Origin of the sequence: Massilia aquatica (assembly GCF_011682045.1) — a bacterium.
GTDB lineage: Bacteria > Pseudomonadota > Gammaproteobacteria > Burkholderiales > Burkholderiaceae_D > Telluria_A > Telluria_A aquatica.
Map to the genome: position 1 here is coordinate 1 of NZ_VVIW01000037.1, position 20,368 is coordinate 20,368.

15 protein-coding genes are annotated in these 20,368 nt (G+C 70.0%); 14 read left to right on the plus strand and 1 reads right to left on the minus strand.

The window, feature by feature from the left end:
• The first annotated feature begins 5 nt into the window (after positions 1-5).
• The 6 genes from F1609_RS31750 to F1609_RS31775 all read left to right on the plus strand — a co-directional run bounded on the left by F1609_RS31750 (position 6) and on the right by F1609_RS31775 (position 9,165).
• Positions 6-2,252 carry a condensation domain-containing protein gene (locus F1609_RS31750; protein ID WP_441294937.1) on the plus strand — a complete coding sequence of 749 codons (2,247 nt, stop codon included), beginning with the start codon at positions 6-8 and terminating at the stop codon, positions 2,250-2,252.
• A gap of 74 nt (positions 2,253-2,326) precedes the next feature.
• Positions 2,327-3,532, plus strand: coding sequence for an efflux RND transporter periplasmic adaptor subunit (locus tag F1609_RS31755; protein ID WP_196785513.1), 1,206 nt, complete (start codon positions 2,327-2,329; stop codon positions 3,530-3,532).
• 1 nt (position 3,533) lies between these two features.
• On the plus strand, positions 3,534-6,686 hold the full coding sequence (locus F1609_RS31760) for an efflux RND transporter permease subunit (RefSeq protein ID WP_167081559.1): 3,153 nt from the start codon (positions 3,534-3,536) through the stop codon (positions 6,684-6,686).
• A 149-nt stretch (positions 6,687-6,835) separates the two neighbouring features.
• On the plus strand, positions 6,836-7,219 hold the full coding sequence (locus F1609_RS31765; protein ID WP_167081561.1) for a nuclear transport factor 2 family protein: 384 nt from the start codon (positions 6,836-6,838) through the stop codon (positions 7,217-7,219).
• Positions 7,220-7,294: 75 nt separating this feature from the next.
• Positions 7,295-8,698 carry an MATE family efflux transporter gene (locus F1609_RS31770; RefSeq protein WP_167081563.1) on the plus strand — a complete coding sequence of 468 codons (1,404 nt, stop codon included), beginning with the start codon at positions 7,295-7,297 and terminating at the stop codon, positions 8,696-8,698.
• Entirely contained in the window at positions 8,677-9,165 is a 489-nt protein-coding gene (locus tag F1609_RS31775; RefSeq protein ID WP_167081565.1) for a hypothetical protein, read from the plus strand. The genes F1609_RS31770 and F1609_RS31775 overlap by 22 nt, the downstream gene beginning before the upstream one ends.
• Before the next feature lie 292 nt (positions 9,166-9,457).
• Here the strand turns inward: F1609_RS31775 and F1609_RS31780 are convergent, their stop codons facing one another.
• Positions 9,458-9,601 (minus strand): hypothetical protein, encoded by a 144-nt coding sequence (locus tag F1609_RS31780; RefSeq protein ID WP_167081566.1) that lies wholly within the window; start codon positions 9,599-9,601, stop codon positions 9,458-9,460.
• A gap of 202 nt (positions 9,602-9,803) precedes the next feature.
• Between F1609_RS31780 and F1609_RS31785 the strand changes: the two genes are divergently transcribed.
• The 8 genes from F1609_RS31785 to F1609_RS31820 are packed head-to-tail and all read left to right on the plus strand — an operon-like array spanning position 9,804 to position 20,320.
• Positions 9,804-11,990 (plus strand): sensor histidine kinase, encoded by a 2,187-nt coding sequence (locus F1609_RS31785; protein WP_167081568.1) that lies wholly within the window; start codon positions 9,804-9,806, stop codon positions 11,988-11,990.
• The gene (locus F1609_RS31790) at positions 11,987-12,610 is read left to right on the plus strand and encodes a response regulator transcription factor (RefSeq protein ID WP_167081570.1); all 624 of its coding nucleotides are present in this window, start codon (positions 11,987-11,989) and stop codon (positions 12,608-12,610) included. Before F1609_RS31785 ends, F1609_RS31790 begins: the two co-directional genes overlap by 4 nt.
• 49 nt (positions 12,611-12,659) lie before the next feature.
• Entirely contained in the window at positions 12,660-13,064 is a 405-nt protein-coding gene (locus tag F1609_RS31795) for a response regulator (protein WP_167081572.1), read from the plus strand.
• Positions 13,061-15,259 carry an EAL domain-containing protein gene (locus F1609_RS31800; protein ID WP_167081574.1) on the plus strand — a complete coding sequence of 733 codons (2,199 nt, stop codon included), beginning with the start codon at positions 13,061-13,063 and terminating at the stop codon, positions 15,257-15,259. The genes F1609_RS31795 and F1609_RS31800 overlap by 4 nt, the downstream gene beginning before the upstream one ends.
• Complete coding sequence (locus tag F1609_RS31805) at positions 15,240-16,187, plus strand: sensor histidine kinase (protein ID WP_167081576.1); 948 nt, start codon at positions 15,240-15,242, stop codon at positions 16,185-16,187. The genes F1609_RS31800 and F1609_RS31805 overlap by 20 nt, the downstream gene beginning before the upstream one ends.
• A gap of 1 nt (position 16,188) precedes the next feature.
• A complete protein-coding gene (locus F1609_RS31810) occupies positions 16,189-17,181 on the plus strand; it encodes a cytochrome-c peroxidase (RefSeq protein WP_167081578.1) in 993 nt (330 codons plus the stop codon).
• Positions 17,178-18,992, plus strand: a complete 1,815-nt coding sequence (locus F1609_RS31815; protein ID WP_229422173.1) for a DAHL domain-containing protein — start codon at positions 17,178-17,180, stop codon at positions 18,990-18,992. The genes F1609_RS31810 and F1609_RS31815 overlap by 4 nt, the downstream gene beginning before the upstream one ends.
• Positions 18,989-20,320 (plus strand): ATP-binding protein, encoded by a 1,332-nt coding sequence (locus F1609_RS31820; RefSeq protein WP_167081580.1) that lies wholly within the window; start codon positions 18,989-18,991, stop codon positions 20,318-20,320. The genes F1609_RS31815 and F1609_RS31820 overlap by 4 nt, the downstream gene beginning before the upstream one ends.
• The last annotated feature ends 48 nt before the right edge of the window (positions 20,321-20,368 follow it).

The following is a 20,368-nucleotide window of genomic DNA, read 5'->3' on the forward strand; positions in this document are numbered from 1 at the left end:
GGGGGGTGGCCCCCCCCCCCCCGCCGCCCGCCCCCCCCCCCCCGCGGGGGGGGCCCCCCCCCCCGCGGGCGCCCCCCCCCCCGGGGGGGGCCCCCCCCCCCCGCCGCATCGGGCTGACCCATGCGCTCGAGCGCGCGCTGGGGGCGCGCACCACGCCGGTGGTGACTTTCAGTTCGGTCAACGGCTGGTTCGGCGGCACCGGTTTCGCCGAGTATGCCGGCGCCTGCGCCTACCAGGCGGCCTACGCCGTGCGGCAAACCCGGCGCGGCGAGCGCCGCCATTTCTGCCTCGATTGGAGCATGTGGAAACAGGTTGGCATGGCCGCCGGGGTGGCGCCCGAGATGGTAACGCTGGCGCGCCGGCGCGGCTTCGACAGCCTCGCGCCGGGCCAGGGCCTGGCCTCGCTGCACGTGGCGCTGGACGCTGGCGGCGCGCGCCAGCTGATCGGCCTGTGCCCGCAGGCGCACCCGGTGCTGCGCCTGCTGCCGGCGGCGCTGGTGCAGTACCAGATCGACGCCGCCGGCGCCGCCGACGGCGCGCGCGTGGCCGCCATGCTGGGCGTGGCGCCGTCGCAGGTGCATTGCACCCGGGGCGCGCGGCGCCCGGCGGGCACGCTGCCGCCGGCCCACGCGGCCGCGCTGCTGGCGGTGTTTCGCGACGTGCTGGTGCGCCCCGGCTTGAGTGAGGACGACAACTTCTTCGCCAACGGGGGCGACTCGATCCGCGCCATCCAGGTGGTGGCGCGCGCCGCCGACCTCGGCCTGAAGTTCAGCGCGCTCGACCTGTTCGAGCACAAATCCGTGGCCGCGCTGCTGGGCCACCTGGCGCTGCAGCGCGACCCGGCTGCGGCCGATGCCGACGAGGGGGGCGACGACGGCCAGCCGGTGCCGGTGCCGGTGCCGCCGATCTTCAGCTGGTGGCTGGAGGGGGCGCAGCGGCGCGCGATGCGCGACCATTTCACGATGGGCATGCGCTACCGGCTCGACGCCGATCTGGCGCCGGCCCAGATCCAGGACGCGCTGCTGGACCTGATCGCGCGCCATGACGCCTTGCGCCTGCGCCTGTACCGCTGCGATGGCACGGGCGCCTGGCGCCTGGCGCCGGCCGGCACGGCTGCGGCCAGCCTGGCGTTCGCGGCGCACCGGCTGGCCGGCGGCGAGGAGGGCGCGCCGGTCGACGCCATCGAGTCCGCCATGCATCGCGGACTCGACCTCGAAGCCGGGGTGCTGGTCAGCGCCGCGCACCTGGCCTTTGCCGACGCCGGCACGGCCCAGCTGCTGCTGGTGATCCACCATGCGGCCATCGACGGAGTTTCCTGGCGCATCCTGGAGGATGAACTGCGCCTGCTGCTCGACGCCCGGCGCCGTCCCGGCGCCGGCGTGGGCGCCGCCCCCGCCATCGGCTTCCTGGACTGGAGCCGGCGCCTGGCGCAACGGGCCCGGCGCAGCGACGGCGCGGCCCTGGCCGACGCCTGGGCCGCGACCCTGGCGCAGCCGGCCGGGGTGCTGCCGGGCGTGGACGGGCGCGCGCTGCGCGAGGCCGACACCGCCATCGCCAGCCGCGTGGTGTCGATCGAGGCCTTGCGCCTGCTGGGCGACGCCAGCGTGTACGAGCTCTTGCTGGGCGCGGTCGGCTGGAGCCTGGCGGCGTGGATGGACAGCCAGGCCGTGCTGCTCGATGTCGAGGGACACGGCAGGCTGAGCCGGGTGATGCCGGAGGACCTGGGACGCACCGTCGGCTGGTTCACCTCGATCGCGCCGCTCAGGCTCGATTTCGCCGGCTGCCGCGATGTGTCCGAGGCCCTGGCAGCGGTGCGCGCCGCCGCCGACGCCCTGCGCGGGCGCGACCTGGAATGGGGCATGCTCGCCCACATGGGGCTGTGTCCGCCGTCGCATCGCTTGCGCGCGCTGGCGCCGCGCCAGATCAGCTTCAACTATCTGGGCTCGTTCGACAGCGCAGCGCAGGGGCACGCCCTGCTGGCGGCCGTGCCCGGTTCGCTCAGCGCCGAGCAAAGCCCGGACGCGCCGCGCCGCTACGCGATCGACATTGCCGCCCAGGTCAGCAACTGGGAACTGGAACTGTCGGTCAAGTATTCGCCGCAGTTGCACGGGCATGCCGTGATCGCCGCCTGGCTGGACGGCTACGAGCGCGCGCTGCGCCAGTTGCTGAGCAGTCCCGGACATCCAGGCATCAGCGCGGCCGACATGCGGCTGGTGCTCGATGAAGTCGGGTTCGACACCGAGCCATGCTAGGGCGGGCGGGCGCAGGCGGAGCGCGGCGCGGGGTTTTTCATACAGGGGACCAGCTACTTATGCAGATACATCACTTGAAGCGAACCCTGGCGCGCATGGCGCTGGCGCCACTGTTGCCGCTGGCGCTGGCCGCCTGCGGGCGCGCCGCCGATCCGGCGCGGGCGGCCGCGGCGGCGCCGCCCGCGGTCGCGTTCCAGGTGGCGCGCGCGCGCGACCTGCCGGTCGCGTTCGAATACATCGGCCAGACCAGCGGCTCGCGCGAAGTGGAAATCAGGGCGCGCGTGAACGGCATCATCGAAAAGCGCTTTTACCAGGAAGGCAGCCTGGTCAAGGCGGGCCAGCCCCTGTTCCAGATCGAATCGGCCTTGTACGCGGCCGCGGCGGACGAAGCCGGCGCGGCCGCAGCCAGCACCGAGGCCGAACTCGGGCTGGCGCAGCGCGAACACGCGCGCCTGCAGCCGCTGGCCAACGCCAGGGCTATCAGCCAGCAGGCCTGGGACAATGCCGCGGGCCGGCTCGAGCTGGCGCGCGCGCGCCATCGGCAAGCCCAGGCCAGGCACGCCAGCGCACGCGTGGAGCTGCGCTACACGCGCGTGTCCGCGCCGATCGCCGGCATCGTCGGGCGCGCCCTGAAGGTGGAAGGGGCGCTGGCCGTGGCCGGCGGCGACAGCCTGCTGGCTACCCTGGCGCAGGTCGACCCGGTGCATGTGCATTTTTCGATCCCGGAGCAGGAGCACCAGGACATCCAGGCCGACCTGGCGGCCGGAGCGCTACGGCTGGCCGGCAAAGGCTATCTGATCAAGCTGAAAAGCTCGACCGGCGCCTGGCTCGCGCCCAGCGGCAAGCTCGATTTCAGCGACTACAAAGCCGACCCCGCCACCGGCAGCTATGCCGCCCGCGCCGCGTTCGCCAATCCCGGCGGCGCGCTGGCGCCGGGCCGTATGGTGCGCGTGGTGCTGATCGGCGCCATCCGCCCGCAGGCGATCGCGGTGCCGCAGCGCGCCGTGCTCGACGGCCCGCAGGGAAAATTCGTGTATGTCGTCGGCCAGGACCAGGCCGGGCAGGCGGTGGCCGAGGCGCGCCCGGTGACGCCGGGCGACTGGGTGGCGGCCGGCCCCGGCCCGCAAGGGGAGGGCGGCAGCTGGATCGTGCGCCAGGGCTTGCGCGCCGGCGACCGGGTGATCGTCGACGGCATGGCGCGCATTGGCGCGCCGGGCACGCCGGTGCAGGCGAGCCCGGCCAAGGAGCCGGGCGCCGCGGCGCCGGGCGAGGGAGGCTGAGATGCTGTCACGTTTTTTCATCGACCGCCCGGTGCTGGCGCTGGTCGCTTCGCTGTTCATCATCATCGCCGGGCTGGCCTCGGCGGGCGCGCTGCCTGTCGGGCAATATCCGGACCTGACGCCGCCGGTGGTCCAGGTGACTGCCACCTATCCGGGCGCGTCGGCGGCGCTGGTCGAGCAGACCGTGGCGGCCCCGATCGAAAGCGCGCTCGGCAGCGTCGACGGCTTGATGTACATGTCCTCGACCTCGTTTTCGAACGGGGTGGCCAGCATCGCCCTGACGTTCGAACCGGGCAGCGACGCCGATCTGGCGGCCCTGAACGTGAACAACCTGATCAAGCAGGTCGACGCCCGCCTGCCGCAGGAAGTGCGGCGCCAGGGCGTGGTGGTCGAAAAAGGCTCGACCGCGTTCCTGCAGGTGGTGGCGTTCTACGCGCCCGACGGCGGCATGGACGACCTGGCGATCTCGAACTATGTCACCCTCAACGTGCTGGACCGGATCAAGCGTATTCCCGGCACCAGCAACGTGCAGATTTTCGGGGCCAAGGATTACGCCATGCGGATCTGGCTCAAGCCCGACAAGATGGCGCAGATGGACGTCGGCGTGGACGACGTGACGCGCGCGCTCAACGAGCAAAATGCGCAGTTCGCGGCGGGCAGAATCGGCCAGTCGCCGGCCGCCCCCGCGCAGCAACTGGTCTATACCGTCACCAGCGGCGGGCGCCTGGAGACGGCGCAGGAGTTCGGCGACGTGATCGTGCGCGCCAGGCCCGACGGCAGCCAGCTGCGCCTGAAGGACATCGCCCGGGTCGAGCTGGGCGCCAGGGATTATGATTTCGTCGGCCGCATCAACGGCAAGCCGGCCACCCTGGTCGGCATTTATCTCAAGTCCGGCGCCAACGCGCTCCAGACCGGGGCCCGGGTCAAGCAGGAGGTGGCGGCGCTGGCGCAGCGTTTTCCGAACGGCATGCGCCACGCCATCCCGTACGACACCACGCGCTTCGTTGAGGTGTCGATCCGCGAGGTGCTGCTGACCCTGGCCGAAGCCATGGCGCTGGTGTTCCTGGTGGTGTTCCTGTTCCTGCAAAACTGGCGTGCCACCCTGATTCCGTTCGCGGCGGTGCCGGTGTCGCTGATCGGTACCCTGGCCGGGCTCCTGCTGCTCGGTTATTCGATCAATACCCTGACCCTGTTCGGCATGGTGCTGGCGATCGGCATCGTCGTCGACGACGCCATCGTGGTCCTCGAAAACATCGAACGCCTGATGCACGAGCAGCACCTGGCGGCGCGCGCGGCGGCGCTCCAGGCCATGCGGGAAGTGACCGGGCCGGTGGTGGCGATCGTGCTGACCTTGTGCGCGGTGTTCGTGCCGATCGCCTTCCTGGGCGGCCTCACGGGCGTGCTGTACCGGCAGTTTGCCGTCACCATCTCGATGGCGGTGGTGTTGTCGGGCGTGGTGGCGCTGACCCTGACCCCGGCCCTGTGCGTGCTGCTGCTCGGTCCCGCCCGGCGCGAGCCGCATGGGTTCTTTCGCTGGTTTAACGCCTGGTTCGCCGCCGTCACGCGGCGCTATACCGGCGCGGTGGCCTGGATGATCAAGCGCAGCGCGCTCGGCTTGGTCCTGTTCGCGGCCATGGTGGCGCTCACGGCCGGCTTGTGGAGGACGATTCCCGGTTCGCTGGTGCCGGACGAAGACCAGGGCTACTACATCGCGGCCCTGTACCTGCCCGACGGCGCCTCGCTGCAGCGCACCGACAGCGTGGTGGGCGAGGCGCTGGCGGCGATCCGCTCGAACCCGGCCAACAAGGATGTGATCGCCTTCACCGGACTCGATTTCATCGGCGGCGGCTTCAAGAACAGCGCCGCGACCTTTGTCGTGACCCAGCAGGACTGGAGCCGGCGCAGCGTTTCCACCCAGGCGCTGGTGGGCGAGTTTTTCGCCAAGACTGCGGGCATCAAGGAAGCGCTGGCGGTGGCCTTCAATCCGCCCGCCATTCCGGGCCTGGGCAATACCGGCGGGATCGAGTTCTACCTGCAAAACCATGGCGAGGGCGGCAACGCCCGGCTGCAGGAAGGCATGCAGGCGCTGCTCGCCGCGGCGGGCAAGAGCGGCGTGCTGGCGGGCGTGCAGACGCTGTCGCGGCCATCCTCGCCGCAACTGCACATCAATGTCGACCGCGACAAGGCCAAGGCGCTCGGCATCGCGCTCGACAGTGCCTTCAACACCGTCTCGGCCATGCTCGGGACTTATTACGTCAACGACTTCAATAAATCCGGGCGCGCCTGGCAGGTGCTGCTCTCGGCCGACATCCAGTACCGCCAGCGGCCCGACGACATCGGCAGGATTTTCGTGCGCAGCGAGCACGGCAGGATGGTGCCGCTGTCGGCTTTTGCCAAGGTCGAGTTCAGCAGTGGCGCCGACAGCCTGGCGCGCTTTAACAACCTGCCGGCGCTGCCGATGATCGGCAGCGCCGCGCCTGGCTACAGTTCGGGACAGGCGCTGGCCGAGATCGAGCGCATCGCCCGCGAGGTGCTGCCGCCCGGTATCAGCCTCGATTGGAGCGGCGCCTCGTTCCAGGAAAAACGGGCGGCCGGCAGCACCGGGCTGACCCTGGCCATGGCCGCGTTCATGGTGTTTTTGATCCTGGCGGCGCAGCACGAACGATGGCTGCTGCCCTTGCCGGTCTTGCTGGCCTTGCCGTTCGGTCTCTTCGGCGCCCTGGTCGCGGTGGCCATGCGCGGCCTGGCCAACGATGTGTACTTCCAGATCGGCCTGGTCACGCTGCTGGGCCTGGCCGCGAAAAATGCCATCCTGATCGTCGAGTTCGCTGTGCTCAAGAGCGGCGAGGGCTGCGACAGCGCCGTGGCGGCCATCGAGGCGGCGCGCCTGCGCTTCCGTCCGATCCTGATGACGTCGCTTGCCTTCATTCTCGGGGTGCTGCCGCTGGCGTTTTCCTCCGGCGCCGGCGCCGAAGCGCGGCGCTCGGTCGGCACCGGGGTCATGGGCGGCATGCTGGCGGCGACCTTCCTGGCGATATTTTTCGTGCCGCTGTTTTATACCGTCGTCGACCGTGTCGCCGCCAGGCGCGCCGGCGCGCCGGCGGCGCAGGCGGAGCGGCGGGCGGACAGGCCGGCAGTGGGCCTTCCGGAGTGAGAAAAGACACGGTTTTCATGCATGCGGCATCGCCGCGGCGCAGAAACGACGCGGCGGCAGCAAAGTTCAACCACGGGAGGCGATTCATGCATAAGATTGTCAGGAACGATGAAACATTGAGGGAAACTTATTCTTTGTATGGAGGAAGCATGAAAGAGACGGAAAAACACACCCTGATCGCGCGTTACCTAGCCGCCTACAACGCCTTCGATATCGACGGCATGATGGCGGTGCTGTCGCCCGAAGTGGAGTTCGAAAATTATTCGCAAGGCACGCTGACGGTGGCGGCCAGGGGCGCCGACGAGTTCAAGCGGCTGGCCGAACAGTCCAAGACCATGTTCTCGGAGCGCGAGCAGCGCATCACCGAACTCGGTCACGCGCAAGACTGCGTTGTCGCCAGCATCGCTTACCGGGGCCGCTTGTGCCTGGACATCCCGGACGGGCCGGCGGCCGGGTCCCTGCTCGAACTGAGCGGCAGGTCGGAATTCTCGTTCGACGGCGACCGCATCAACAAGATCGTCGATCACAGCTAAGTACCCTGCGCGGCAGAAGCTCATCGCCCGCCTGCCCTCGACCTTGGCGGCGCGGGATTTTTTTAAGGAATCATCATGCCAGCTTCGAAACAAACGTCGGTGTTTTCCCTGCTGCGGCAGGCCTTGCGGGGAGACCAGCAGGAATTTACCGACGGTAGCATCAACCGCGCCATTTTTCTCCTGTCCGTGCCGATGATCCTGGAGATGGCGATGGAAGCGCTGTTCGCCATCGCCGATGTGTTTTATGTCAGCCAGCTCAACGATAACGATGCGCTGGCCGCCGTGGTGCTGACCGAATCGATGCTGACCCTGGTGTATTCGGTGGCCATGGGCCTGGGGATCGGCGCGACGGCGATGGTGGCGCGCAGGATCGGCGAAAAGGACCGCGTCTCCGCCGCCGAGGTCGGCGTGCAGGCGATTTACCTGGGCCTGGGCTTCTCGCTGGTGGTCATGCTGATCGGCCTGCTGTGGTCGGACCAGCTGCTGGGGTTGATGGGCGCCAGCCGGCGCGTGGTCGACAACTATGCCGGGTATACCTATTGGATGCTGACAGGCAATATCACGATCGTCATGCTGTTCGTGATGAACGGCATCTTCCGCGGCGCCGGGGAGGCCTCGGCCGCGATGCGCGCCCTGATCATCGCCAACGGCCTGAACCTGGTGCTGGACCCGATGTTCATCTTCGGTTTCGGGCCGGTGCCCGCCTGCGGCGTGGAGGGCGCGGCGATCGCCACCAATATCGGGCGCGGCGCCGGGGTGCTGTACCAGGTCTACTACCTGTTCAGCGGCAAGAGCGTCGTCAAGATCAATGCCGGCAACTTCCGGCCGAATCCGGAAACGATCGTCAACCTGCTGAAGGTGGCCGCCGGCGCCACTGCGCAATTTCTGATCGGGGCGGCCAGCTGGATTTTCCTGGTGCGCATCATGGCGCCGTTCGGCAGCGCGGCCCTGGCCGGTTACACGATCGCAATCCGGGTCATCGTCTTCGCTATCCTGCCGTCCTGGGGAATGGCGAACGCCGCCGCGACCCTGGTCGGCCAGAACCTGGGGGCCGACAAGCCAGAGCGGGCCGAACAGTCGGTATGGCGCACCGGCTTCCTCAACATGCTGTTCCTGGCGGCCGTCACCGTGGTGTTCATGCTGTTCGCCCGCAAGATCGTGGCGCTGTTTACGGTCGACGAGGAAGTGATCCTGCACGGCACGCGCTGCCTGCAGTTCGTCAGCGCCGGCTATGTCTTCTATGCTTATGGCATGGTGATCAACCAATCCTTCAACGGCGCCGGCGACACCCGCACCCCGACCATCCTGAGCCTGGTCGGTTTCTGGCTGTTCCAGATCCCGTTCGCGTATTACCTGGCGACTGCCTTGCGGCTGGGACCGGACGGCGTGTATATCGCCATCGTCTCGGCCGAGACGGCGATGGCCATCGCCGGGATTTACCTGTTCCGCCAGGGTAAATGGAAAGCGGTGCGGATCTGACGGCGCCGCGCGCCGCCCTGCTCGCCATGATGGCGGCGCTTGCCCTGCTGTATGTGCCGGACCAGTTCTTTGAACGCAGCACCCTGCCGGCGCCGGGGCTGTCCGCCGGCGCCGCCCTTGCCTGGCCGGCCTGCCTGCTCAATGATGCCCTGCGCCAGGCGCTGGCGCTGGCGCTGGTGCTCGGGCTCGGTGCGCGCATCAGGATGGCGGCGCCCGGGCATGGCGCTGCCGTGCTGGCGCTGGGGGCGCTGCTGGTGCTGATCCTGCTGCTGGCGCTGGGTGTGCGGATCGTGGCGCCGGCCTGCCTGGCCGACGCTGGCCTGGCGGCATGGATCGACCCGGCCCGGCGCGCGGCCATGGCCCACGCTTTTGCTTTGCTGCACCAGCAGGGCGCGCTGCTGACCGCGCTCTCTTGCGCAAGCTGGGTTTTTATCGCGCTCAGCCCCGCTCGCGTGCCGGCGCCTTGAGCTTGTTGTTGTCCGGCACCTTGTTCCGTCGGTCCCTGCACGGTCCTCCGAAGCACCGTCCGGCAACACAATCCGACGCTGCGACGCGTCCAGGGCAACGCGCACACGCCCCTGCCAGGGCCCGTCCAGTTTCATCCGCTCTACGAGCCGGCTTGTGATAGCGTCGCCTGGCGGTCCCCTTCGAGCCCGGTTCGATCGCGGCTAGGTAGCTCTACTCATACCCGAGCTTGATTGCAAGCTCGGCTTGGCGCATGCCGCAAAGGAGTAAGCGGTAGCTGAGCGGCGTTGTAGATCAGCCGTTAAATCTGTGCAGGTCCGATGTCTGTTCGGTCAGCAGCAGGCGCCCGCTCGGCGCGACGAGGATGAAGTCGGTCTCGCGCACGGCGGTGCCGGTGACCGACATGGCTTGCCAGCCGCTGGGATGAATGTGGGCCATGCAAGCGCGTTGTGGTGGTGGTGCCTCCCATCATATTGCAAGAACGCGGCGGGGGGCGGAACGCAGGCGTGCGCGCGGCCGCCCCGGCGCCTGTTGCCCTTTCCTGCAATATTGTGACAAATATCAACAAATGGCTTCGTCAGGCTTGCAAATTATGATTGAATGGGGATCCGCTGCACTTCTCCCGGACTGGAGCTTGCCGATGCGCCTCGCCATGCATGCCGACCTCTCGAACGCGCCCGGCGTGCGGGTACGGCTGGCTGCGCTGGTGCTCGGCTCGGTGTTGCCGCTGGCGGCGATCGGGGTGTTCCTGATCGAAAATCTGTATGCCACCGAGCGCCGCCAGCTGATCGACGACACGCGCGCGCGGGTGCGCGCCATCACCGCCGCGCTCGACCGCGAATTCGACAGCACCATCGTGGCGCTGCAGGCACTCGGGACCTCGCGCATGCTGGAGGTGGGCGACCTGGCCGGCTTTCATACGCGCGCCCGCAGCGCCCTGGTCAACATGCGCGCCGACAGCATCGTGCTGGTCGGCACCGACGGCGCGCTGCTGATGTCGACCCGGCGCCCGTTCGGCCAGGCCTTGCCCAAGCTGCGCAGCACGCCGCTGCTGCGCCGCATCCTTGCCAGCGGCCAGCCGGGGGTGTCGGACCTGTTCATCGGCCCGCTCAGCGGCGACTATATCTATTCCATGGGCGTGCCCATCCGGCAGGGCGGCAGCATCGTGATGACGCTCAATGCCACCGCCACCCATGCCCAGCTGGCGCAAGTGCTGAAGGTGCAAGGCTTGCCCGTCAGCTGGCGCGCGGCGCTGGTCGACCGCAACGGCCTGGTGGCGGCGCGTAGCCATGCCATCGAGAAATTCCTGGCCAAGGAAATCCCGCCCGCGCTCAAGGCGCGCCTGGCCGCGCACAGCGAAGATGCGGTCGAATCGCAGACCCTGGACGGGATCCGCGTGTATACCGTGTTCAGCCGCTCCGCGTCGTCCGGCTGGAGCACCATCGTCGGCATTCCGCTCGATGAATTGACGCAGGGCTTGTACCGCTCGCTGCGCTGGCTGATCGCCGCCACCGTGGGCGCGCTCGGCATCGGCCTGGCGCTGGCCTGGCGCATCGGCGGCCAGATCGCCAGCTCGGTCCAGGCCCTGGTCGAACCGGCGCATGCGCTCGGCCAGCAGGCGCGCCTGGCGATTCCTCCCTTGTATTTCCGGGAAGCTAACGCGCTGGGTACGGCGCTGACGCGCGCCGGCCAGGATCTGCACGGCGCCCGCGCGGCGCGCCGCGAAAGCGAGGAGCGCCTGGCCCTGGCCGCCAGCGCGGCGCGGCTGGGAATCTGGGTACGCGACCTCGACAGCGGCGTGCTGTGGACTTCGCCCGACTGGCGCGTCCTGTTCGCCTTCGACCCCTCGCACGAGGTCGGCATCGACGACTTTATGCGGCGCATCCATGCGGACGACCGCGCCGGGGTGCAGGCCATCCTGGCGCAGGCGCTGGCCACGCGCCAGCGCTACGAGACCGAGTACCGCATCGAACTGCCGGACGGCAGCTTGCGCTGGATCGGCTCGCAGGGCAACGTGGAGGCCGACGCGAGCGGCACGGCGCGCCTGCTGCGCGGGGTCTCGTTCGACATCAGCACGCGCCGCCGCAGCGAACTCGACATCGAGCAGATGCGCAAGGAAGTGACCCACCTGGCGCGCGTGGCCCTGATGGGCGAGCTGACCGGGGCCATGGCGCATGAACTGAACCAGCCGCTCACGTCCATCCTCAGCAATGCCCAGGCGGCCCTGCGCTACCTGCGCCAGCAGCCGCCGCGCCTCGACCAGGTGCGCGCCATCCTGGCCGACATCGTCTCGGAAGACGAGCGCGCCGGCCAGATCATCGAACGCCTGCGGCGCCTGTTCGACAAGCGCGAAACGCTGCCGCAGCCGGTCGCCATCGACACCCTGGTGGCGGAAGTGGCGCACCTGCTGCGCAACGACCTGATCAACCATGGGGTGATCCTGGCGCTCGACCTGGGCGCGGGCGCGGCCGTGGTCGATGCCGACAAGGTGCAGCTCCAGCAAGTGCTGATCAATCTGCTGATCAATGCCTGCGACGCCATGGCCGAGCGCGGCAAGGACGACAGCCTGGTGCTGCTGCGCAGCGCCTTCGGGCCGGAGCGCACGGTACTGCTGAGCGTGTGCGACAGCGGCGCCGGCATCGCCCCGGCCGCGATGGCGCAGCTGTTTACGCCCTTCTTCACCACCAAGGCGAGCGGCATGGGCCTGGGACTGTCGATTTGCCGCAACATCGCGCAGGCCCATGGCGGGCGCCTGTGGGCCGAGAACAACGCTGGCCCGGGCGCCACGTTTTACCTGTCCCTGCCGCTGCGCGCGCCATTGCCATGACGCCGGCCCAGACCGTCTTCCTTGTGGACGACCAGGCGCTGGTACTGACCGCCCTGACGCGCTTGCTCGATGCGGCCGGCTATGCGGTGCGGGCGTTTTCCTGCCCGCACGCCTTCCTCGACAGCGGCGCCGCCCTGCAAGCGGGCTGCCTGGTGCTCGACCTGGACATGCCGCAGATGGGCGGCCTGGCCCTGCAGCAGCAACTGGCGGCGCGCGCCAGCATGCTGCCGGTAATCTTTCTCACCGGCCATGGCGACCTCGACAGCGGAATCCGCGCCATGAAGCTCGGCGCCGCCGATTTCCTGACCAAGCCGGTCGACGACGAGCGCCTGATCGCCGCCATCGAACTCGCTTTCGCGCGCAACCGCGAGGCGCAGCGGCGCGGCGCCGAACGCGCCGCCATCCTGGCGCGCCTGGCGAGCCTGACGGCGCGCGAGCGCGACGTCCTGGAGCTGGTGATTGAAGGCGCGCTCAACAAGCAGATTGCCGCCGCCCTCGGCACCGCCGAAAAGACGGTCAAGGTGCATCGCGGGCGCGTCATGGCAAAAATGCAAGTGCGCTCGGTCTCGGCCCTGGTGCGCCAGATCGATTGCGTGCGCGCCGGCGCGGCCGGCGAGTAAGACCAAGGTCCCATAGCGGCGCCGCGGCTTTGGCCTTACTGTGGCAAGCATGGATACCACAACCCCCTGGATTGCCATCGTCGACGACGAAGAAACCATTCGCTGCGCGCTGCTGCGCCTGCTCGACTCGGCCGGGCTGGCGGCGCGCGCCTACGCCGGCGGCGCCGCACTGCTCGAGGCCATGCGCGAGCAGTGGCCGTGCGCCGTCATCCTCGACCTGCACATGCCGGACATCGACGGCCACCAGTTGCAGGCGCGCCTGGCGCAACTGGCCCCGCAGCTGTGCGTGATCGCGATGACCGGCCAGCATTCGGCCGCGGCCCGGGCGCGCGTGCTGGCCTATCCGGGCGCGACCTATCTGAGCAAACCGATGGCCGAGCAGGTGCTGCTCGACGCCCTCGGGCGGGCGCACGCGGACTGGCTCGCCGCGCCGCGGGCCGGAGCGCGGCCATGATCGCCGCCGGCGCACTGCTCGGCGCGCGCATCCTGGTGGTGGACGACCACCGCGCCAATCTCGAGCTGCTCGAGATCCTGCTGGGCGCCGCCGGCTACACCAGCGTCACCACCTGCAGCGATGCGCGCGCGGTCTGTGCGCTGCACCAGGCCCACGATTACGACTTGATCATCCTCGACCTCAACATGCCGATGATGAGCGGCTTCGAAGTGCTGGCGCGCCTGAAGCTGATCGACGGCGACGGCTACCTGCCGGTGCTGGTGCTGTCCTGCGAAAGCGACTACAAGCTGGCGGCGCTGCAGGCCGGCGCGCGCGACTTCATCTGCAAGCCCTTCAATCACCCCGAGCTGCTCACGCGCGTGCATAACCTGCTCGACGTGCGCCTGCTGTATGCCGAAGCGCGCGAACGCGGCCAGCGCCTGGCCTGCTACGATATGCTCACCGGCCTGCCCAACCGCAGCCTGTTCGACCGCTCGCTGGAACGCGCCCTGCAGGCTGGCTGCGGGCCGCTGGCGGCGGTGATGCTGGTCGGCCTGGATGGCCTCAAGCGCCTCAACGATACCCTGGGCTACGTGGCTGGCGACGCCGTGCTGCGCCAGTGCGCGCAGCGGCTGGCGCAATGCGCTCCGCCCGGCAGCCTGATCGCGCGCGTCGGCAACAATGAATTCGCCCTGCTGCTGACCGGCCTGGCCACGGCGCGCGACGCGCTGGCGCCGGTGCGGCGGGTGCGCGCCGCGCTGGACCAGCCGTTCCACCTGCCGCACGGCAGCACCGGCCTGGCGGCCGCCATCGGGGTGGCGGTCGGCCCGGGCCAGGCCGGCCCGGACGACCCCGCCAGCACCCTGGTCAAGGATGCCGGCACGGCGCTGCATCAGGGCGCCCAGGACGGCCAGGATGGCTGCTGCTTCTTCACCGACGCCATGAATGCGCGCACCCAGGCCCGCTTCGCCCTTGAAAACGCCTTGCGCCAGGCCCTCGAGCAAGGCCAGTTCGAGCTGTACTACCAGCCGAAAGTGCAGATCAGCAGCGGCCGCGTGCGCGGCGCCGAAGCGCTGCTGCGCTGGAACCGTCCCGGCCATGGCATGGTGGCGCCGTCCGAGTTCATTGCGCTGCTCGAGGAAACCGGCCTGATCGTGCCGGTGGGCACCTGGGTGATCGACCAGGCCTGCCGCCAGCTGGCCGAGTGGGGCCGGCGCAGCCACGGCGCGCTGCCGGTGGCGGTCAACGTGGCGGGGGCCCAGTTCGCCGGCGGCGCCGTCGAGGCCGTGGTGGCGGCCGCCCTCGCGCGCCACGGCGTCGAGCCCGGCCTGCTGGCGCTGGAGGTGACCGAGAGCTCGCTGATGGGCGACACCGCCGCCACCGTGCGCACCCTGGTCGCCCTGCGCGCGATGGGCGTGCGCATCGCGATCGACGACTTCGGCACCGGCTATTCGAGCCTGGCCTACCTGAAGCATTTTCCGGTCGACGCGCTGAAGATCGATATCGCTTTCATCCGCGAGGTGACCAGCAACCCGAGCGACGCCGCCCTGGTCGACGCCATCATCGCCCTGGGCCATGGCCTCGGCCTGGAAGTCATCGCCGAAGGGGTGGAAACCGACAGCCAGCTGAACCATCTGGGGCGGCGCCGCTGCGACCAGATCCAGGGCTACCTGTTCAGCCGTCCGCTCAGTGCCGACGGCTTCGCCCGCCTGCTCGACGAGGGCAGCGGCCTGGCGCTGCCGGCGGCCGCGCCCGCCACCGGGCCGACCCTGCTGCTGGTGGACGACGAGACCTGCGTGCTGTCGGCGCTGGTGCGCCTGCTGCGCCCGGACGGCTACCGCATCCTGAGCGCCAGCAGCGCCGCCGAGGCGCTCGAACTGCTGGCCGTCAATACGGTGCAGGTGATCCTGTGCGACCAGCGCATGGATGGCATGAGCGGCACCGAATTTTTCGACATCGTCAAGGATATCTACCCGGACAGCCTGCGCATCATCCTGTCCGGGCATACCGAGCTCGACTCCATCCTGGGCGCCATCAACCAGGGCGCCTTGTACCGCTTCTACCTCAAGCCCTGGGATAACGACACCCTGCGCGAGCACATCCGTTGCGCATTCCGCCACTACTGGCAACTGCACGGACTGGCCGACGGCATGCCCGCCGCGCCGCCGGCCTTCCCCCCTCATTCAGGAGAGCACCATGTTCGCCATGTTTCATGACAGCGCGCCGCCGCGCGAAGCCGGCCGCGCGCAGGACGCGGGCACGCCCGCGCCGTTGCGCCCCAACGAGGAAGTGGCGGCCTTGCGCTGCGAACTGGCCGAGGTGCGCGCACAGCTGCGCCAGGTCGACAAGCTGGCCACGGTCGGCCATCTGAGCGCCAGCGCGGCGCACGAGATCGGCAATCCGCTTGGCTGCGTGTTCTCCAACTTCATCGTCATGCAGGGCTATGTCGAGGCGCTGCTGGAGATCGTGCAGCAGCGCGGGCACAACCCATACGGGCCCTGCGGCGCCGAGCACGACACGCGCCTGGCGATGCTGCGCCGCGAAGCGACGCTGGCCGGCCTGCGCCATGACTTGCCGGCGCTGATGGAGGAAACCTGCGGCGGCCTGGGGCGGGTGCGCGCCATCTTGCGCAACATGCAAGACTTCGCGCGCAGCGACGGCGGCGCCGGCTGGCGCTGGGTCGACTTGCACCACGGCATCGATGCCACCCTGGCCGTGGCCGCCACCCTGGTGCGCCAGCGCGCCGACGTGGTGCGCGAGTTCGGCGCACTGCCCCCGGTGTACTGCTCGCCGGAACAGATGAACCAGGTGGTGATGAACCTGGTCATCAATGCCACCCACGCCATGGGCGCCCGGCGCGGCACCCTGACCGTGCGCACCGGCGTGCAGGGCGAGCGCGCCTGGCTGTCGGTGAGCGATACCGGGGCCGGCATCGCGGCGGAACACCTGCCGCGCATTTTCGAGCCCTTTTTCACCACCAAGCCGGCCGGCGTCGGCACCGGCCTGGGCCTGGCGCTGGCGCGCGACATCGTGCAGGAGCACCGCGGCCGGATCGAGGTCGAGACCAGCCCGGGCCAGGGCAGCACCTTCCGCGTGCTGCTGCCGCTGCGCGTGGCGGGCGTGCCAGCCGGCCCTGCGTACTGAGATGGGCGCGCCCCTGGTTCGCCTCCCTTCGCTGGGCCCTTGGTCGCTGCGCGCCGTCGCCCTGTTCGCGGCGGCCGCGCTGGCGCCGGCGGCGCGCGCCGCGGCCGGCCCGGCGCTGGGCGAGGAGCCGATCAAGCCCTTGCCGCTGTCGCTGCACCAGGACCCGGCGCGCGCGGCCATCGGCCAGCGCCTGTTCGCCGATACGCGCCTGTCGGGCAATCGCCAGCTGTCCTGCGCCAGCTGCCACGACCTGGCGCGCAACGGCGCCGACACGCGCGCGCGCTCGGCCGGCATCAAGGGACGCCTGACCGCCCTCAACACCCCGACCGTGTTCAATGCCGCCTTCAATTTCAAGCAGTTCTGGGACGGGCGCGCCGATACCCTGGAACGCCAGATCGAGATCGTGGTGGCCGATCCGGTCGAGATGGGCGGACACTGGCCGGAGGTGGTGGCGCGCATCGGCGCCGACCCGGCCTACCGGCGCGCGTTCGGCGCCGCCTACCGCGCCGGCGTGAGCCAGGCCACCATCGTCGATGCCCTGGCCAGCTTCGAACGCACCCTGATCACGCCCGCCTCGCGCTTCGACCGCTATCTGCGCGGCGACGCGCGCGCCATCAGCAGCGCCGAAAAGGCCGGCTACGCCAAGTTCAAGCAGTATGGCTGCGTCGCCTGCCACCAGGGCGTGAATGTGGGCGGCAACATGTTCCAGAAATTCGGCGTGATGGGTGCGCTGCCGCCGGGCGCGGGTGCGGGCGCGCCGGGGCGCTTCGGCGTGACCGGCCTGGCCGAGGACCGCCAGGTATTCAAGGTGCCGAGCCTGCGCAACGTGGCCGACACCGCGCCATATTTCCACGACGCCTCGGCGGCCACCCTGGACGCGGCGGTCGACGCCATGTTCACCTACCAGCTGGGACGGCGCGGCTCGAAGGAAGACAAGGCCGCCATCATCCTGTTCCTGCGCACCCTGAGCGGCAAGCCGGGGACGGCGCCATGAGCGCGGCGCGCCGTGCGCGCCTGGCCTGGGCGCCGCTGGCCGGCGTGGCGCTGGTGCTGGCCGCGGCGCTGCTGTTCTTCCAGTTCAAGACGCGCAGCGTCGACCTGGCGGCGTATGCCGGCGACCTGTCCCTGCTGAGCCAGATCAAGCAGCTCGACGCCCACTGGGAGCTGAGCGCCATGAAATCGCGGATTGGCCTGAACCAGACCTACGACCCGCTGGTCGACCCGGTGCCTGCGCTGCGCGCCCTGCCGCAGCAGTTGCGCATGCTGGCGGCGCGGCCCGAGATGGGCGCGGCGCAGCGCGCCGCCAGCATCGCCGCCTACCAGCGCGCGCTGCAGGCCAAGATCGGCCTGGTCGAGTCCTTCAAGTCGCACAATGCGGTGCTGCACAATTCGGTGGCTTTCCTGCCGCAAGCGGCGCGCGACATCGGCAGCGGCGGCGCCCGCCAGCGGCGCGCCGCCGCGCTGGCGTTCGAGATCCTGCTGGCGACCCTGATCCACCAGCAGGGCGGCAGCGCGGCGCCGGCCGCCGCCATCGAGGAAGCGCTGCTGCGCCTGGCGCGCATGCGCCCCCGGCTGGCGCCGGACAGCGCCCACAGCATCGACCTGTTCGCCATGCATGTGCGCACCGTCTTGCGCGAACACGCGCTGGTCGGCGCGCTGCTCGAGCGCATCGTGCGCGCCCCGACCGCGCAACGGGTCGACGCCATCGGCGCGGCCGTCGGCGCCGGCCAGGCGCGCGCGGTGCAGCAACTGCAGCAGTACCGCTTCTACCTGCTGCTGTTCGCCGCCGCCCTGGTGGCGCTGCTGCTGTACGCAACCCTGCGCCTGGTGCTCAGCCACGCAACCATACGGCGCGGCAACGAGGCACTCCAGCATGCCAACGACCATCTCGAATCGCGCGTCAAGCTGCGCACGGCCGAACTGGCCGAGGCGCAGCAGCGCCTGATCGAGGCGGCGCGCAAGGCCGGCATGGCCGAGGTGGCGACCAATGTGCTGCACAATGTCGGCAATGTGCTCAACAGCGTGTGCGTGTCGGCCGGCCTGGTCAGCCAGCAATTGCGCCATTCGCGCGGCGCCGGCCTGGACCAGGCGGTGGCCCTGATCCAGGCCCAGGGCGCGGGGCTGGGCGCGTTTCTCGAGCACGATGCCCGGGGGCGCTGCCTGCCGGCCTATCTGGCCAGCCTGGCCGGCGCCATCGGGGCCGAGCGCCGTACCTTGCTGGAGGAGCTCGGCAGCATGGTGCGCTGGCTCGAGCACGTCAAGGAAATCGTCGCCACCCAGCAATCGTATGCCGGGGCGTCCTGCCTGGTCGAACTGTGCCGCCCGGCCGAGCTGATCGGCGAGGCGATCGGCATGAGCGCCGCCGCGCTGGCGCACGCGCAGGTGGCGCTGGACACCGACTTCGAGGAGCTGCCGGCCGCCTTGCTGGACCGGCACCGGGTCTTGCAGATCCTGCTGAACCTGCTCAGCAACGCGCGCCAGGCGATGGCGGCGCCGCCGCCGCCGCCGCAACCCGGCCGCGTCGCCATCGCCGTGCGCCTGGGCGCGGCCGGTGCGCGCGCCCTGCGCATCGAGGTGGCCGACCACGGCACGGGCATCGCGGCGGCCGACCTGACGCGCATCTTCGCCCATGGATTTACCACACGCAAGGACGGCCATGGCTTCGGCCTGCACAGCTGCGCTCTGGCCGCGCGCGAGATGGGCGGCCGTTTAAGCGTTCATAGCGCCGGCCCGGGCTGCGGCGCCACGTTCACCCTGGTCCTGCCGACCGACGGCCAGGCCCTGCCCGAGGAGGCCAGTACATGAGTTACGCGAATCGCCGCATCCTGTTGATCGACGACATGCCCTCGATCCATGAGGATTTCCGCAAGATCCTGGCGGCGCGCCCGGTCCTGTCCGAGCTGGACGCCATGGAAGCGCAGCTGTTCGGCAGCAGCAGCATGCCGGCGGCCGGCTTCGTGCTCGATTCGGCCTACCAGGGCGAGGAAGGGGTGGCGCTGGCGCGGCGCGCCTGCGCCGACGGCCTGCCGTATGGGCTGGCCTTCGTCGACATGCGCATGCCGCCCGGAATCGACGGCGCCGAGACCATTGCGCGCCTGTGGCAGCACGACCCGCAACTGCAGGTGGTCCTGTGCACCGCGTATTCCGACCACGCGTGGGACACCCTGCTGGCGCGGCTGGACGTGCGCGACCGCCTGCTGATCCTGAAAAAGCCGTTCGACGCCATCGAAGTGGTGCAGCTGGCGGCCATGCTGACGGCAAAGTGGTCGGCCACGCAGGCGGCGGCGTGCGAGTTGCGGCGGCTCGACGAGGCGGTGCGCGAGCGCACGGCGGCGCTCGACCGCGAAGTGGCCGCCCGCGCGCAGCTCGAAGGACGCCTGGCGCAAGCCGAAAAGCTGGCCAGCATCGGCCGCCTGGCCGCCGGGGTGGCGCACGAGATCAATAATCCGCTTGGCTTCCTGAGCTCGAACCTGCAAACGCTCGAGCGCTATGTGGGCGCCCTGCTGGCGCGCTCCGAGGGCGCTCCCGGCGCCGCCGATGGCGCCGAACTGGGCTACATGAAAGACGACTTGCCGGCCCTGATGGCCGAGTCGCGCGCCGGGCTGGCGCGGGTGGCCCGGATCGTCAAAGGCTTGCGCGACTTTTCTCCCGAGGAGACGGGGCAGGAATGGACGCGCGCCGATGTGCGCGTCTGCCTGGAGGCGACCTTGACGGTGCTGGGGGCGCGCATCGGCCAGGCCATCGCCGTCGAGCGCAGCTACGGGGTGCTGCCCGACATTGACTGCCGTCCGGCGCAGCTCAACCAGGTGTTCATGAGCCTGTTGAGCAATGCGCTCGATGCGATCGGCGCGGTCGCCGGCACGCTGGCCATCCGCGCCGGCAGCGCGGACGGCCAGGTCTGGATCGAAGTCGAGGACAGCGGCTGCGGCATCGGGGCGCAGCACCTGCCGCTCATTTTCGACCCCTTCTTTACCACCAAGCGCATCGGCCAGGGCATGGGACTGGGCTTGTCGCAGGTGTACGGCATCGTCCAGGCACACCAGGGCAGCATTGCGGCCAGCTCGGGCGAGGGGCGCGGCGCCATGGTGCGCGTGGTGCTGCCGGTGCGCCAGGCCGCGCCGCTGCGCGCATGAGGGCGGCCCTGTTTTACCGGCATGCGGCGTTTACGCGACATTCTTCTC

Bases quoted from the DNA above. Each gene is read 5' to 3' on its own strand.
- F1609_RS31770 (WP_167081563.1), top strand. From the start codon at position 7,295: ATGCCAGCTTCGAAACAAACGTCGGTGTTTTCCCTGCTGCGGCAGGCC.
- F1609_RS31815 (WP_229422173.1), top strand. From the start codon at position 17,178: ATGAGCGCGGCGCGCCGTGCGCGCCTGGCCTGGGCGCCGCTGGCCGGC.
- F1609_RS31800 (WP_167081574.1), top strand. From the start codon at position 13,061: ATGATCGCCGCCGGCGCACTGCTCGGCGCGCGCATCCTGGTGGTGGAC.
- F1609_RS31790 (WP_167081570.1), top strand. From the start codon at position 11,987: ATGACGCCGGCCCAGACCGTCTTCCTTGTGGACGACCAGGCGCTGGTA.
- F1609_RS31810 (WP_167081578.1), top strand. From the start codon at position 16,189: ATGGGCGCGCCCCTGGTTCGCCTCCCTTCGCTGGGCCCTTGGTCGCTG.
- F1609_RS31820 (WP_167081580.1), top strand. From the start codon at position 18,989: ATGAGTTACGCGAATCGCCGCATCCTGTTGATCGACGACATGCCCTCG.
- F1609_RS31795 (WP_167081572.1), top strand. From the start codon at position 12,660: ATGGATACCACAACCCCCTGGATTGCCATCGTCGACGACGAAGAAACC.
- F1609_RS31805 (WP_167081576.1), top strand. From the start codon at position 15,240: ATGTTCGCCATGTTTCATGACAGCGCGCCGCCGCGCGAAGCCGGCCGC.
- F1609_RS31785 (WP_167081568.1), top strand. From the start codon at position 9,804: ATGCGCCTCGCCATGCATGCCGACCTCTCGAACGCGCCCGGCGTGCGG.
- F1609_RS31765 (WP_167081561.1), top strand. From the start codon at position 6,836: ATGAAAGAGACGGAAAAACACACCCTGATCGCGCGTTACCTAGCCGCC.
- F1609_RS31780 (WP_167081566.1), bottom strand. From the start codon at position 9,601: ATGGCCCACATTCATCCCAGCGGCTGGCAAGCCATGTCGGTCACCGGC.
- F1609_RS31760 (WP_167081559.1), top strand. From the start codon at position 3,534: ATGCTGTCACGTTTTTTCATCGACCGCCCGGTGCTGGCGCTGGTCGCT.
- F1609_RS31775 (WP_167081565.1), top strand. From the start codon at position 8,677: ATGGAAAGCGGTGCGGATCTGACGGCGCCGCGCGCCGCCCTGCTCGCC.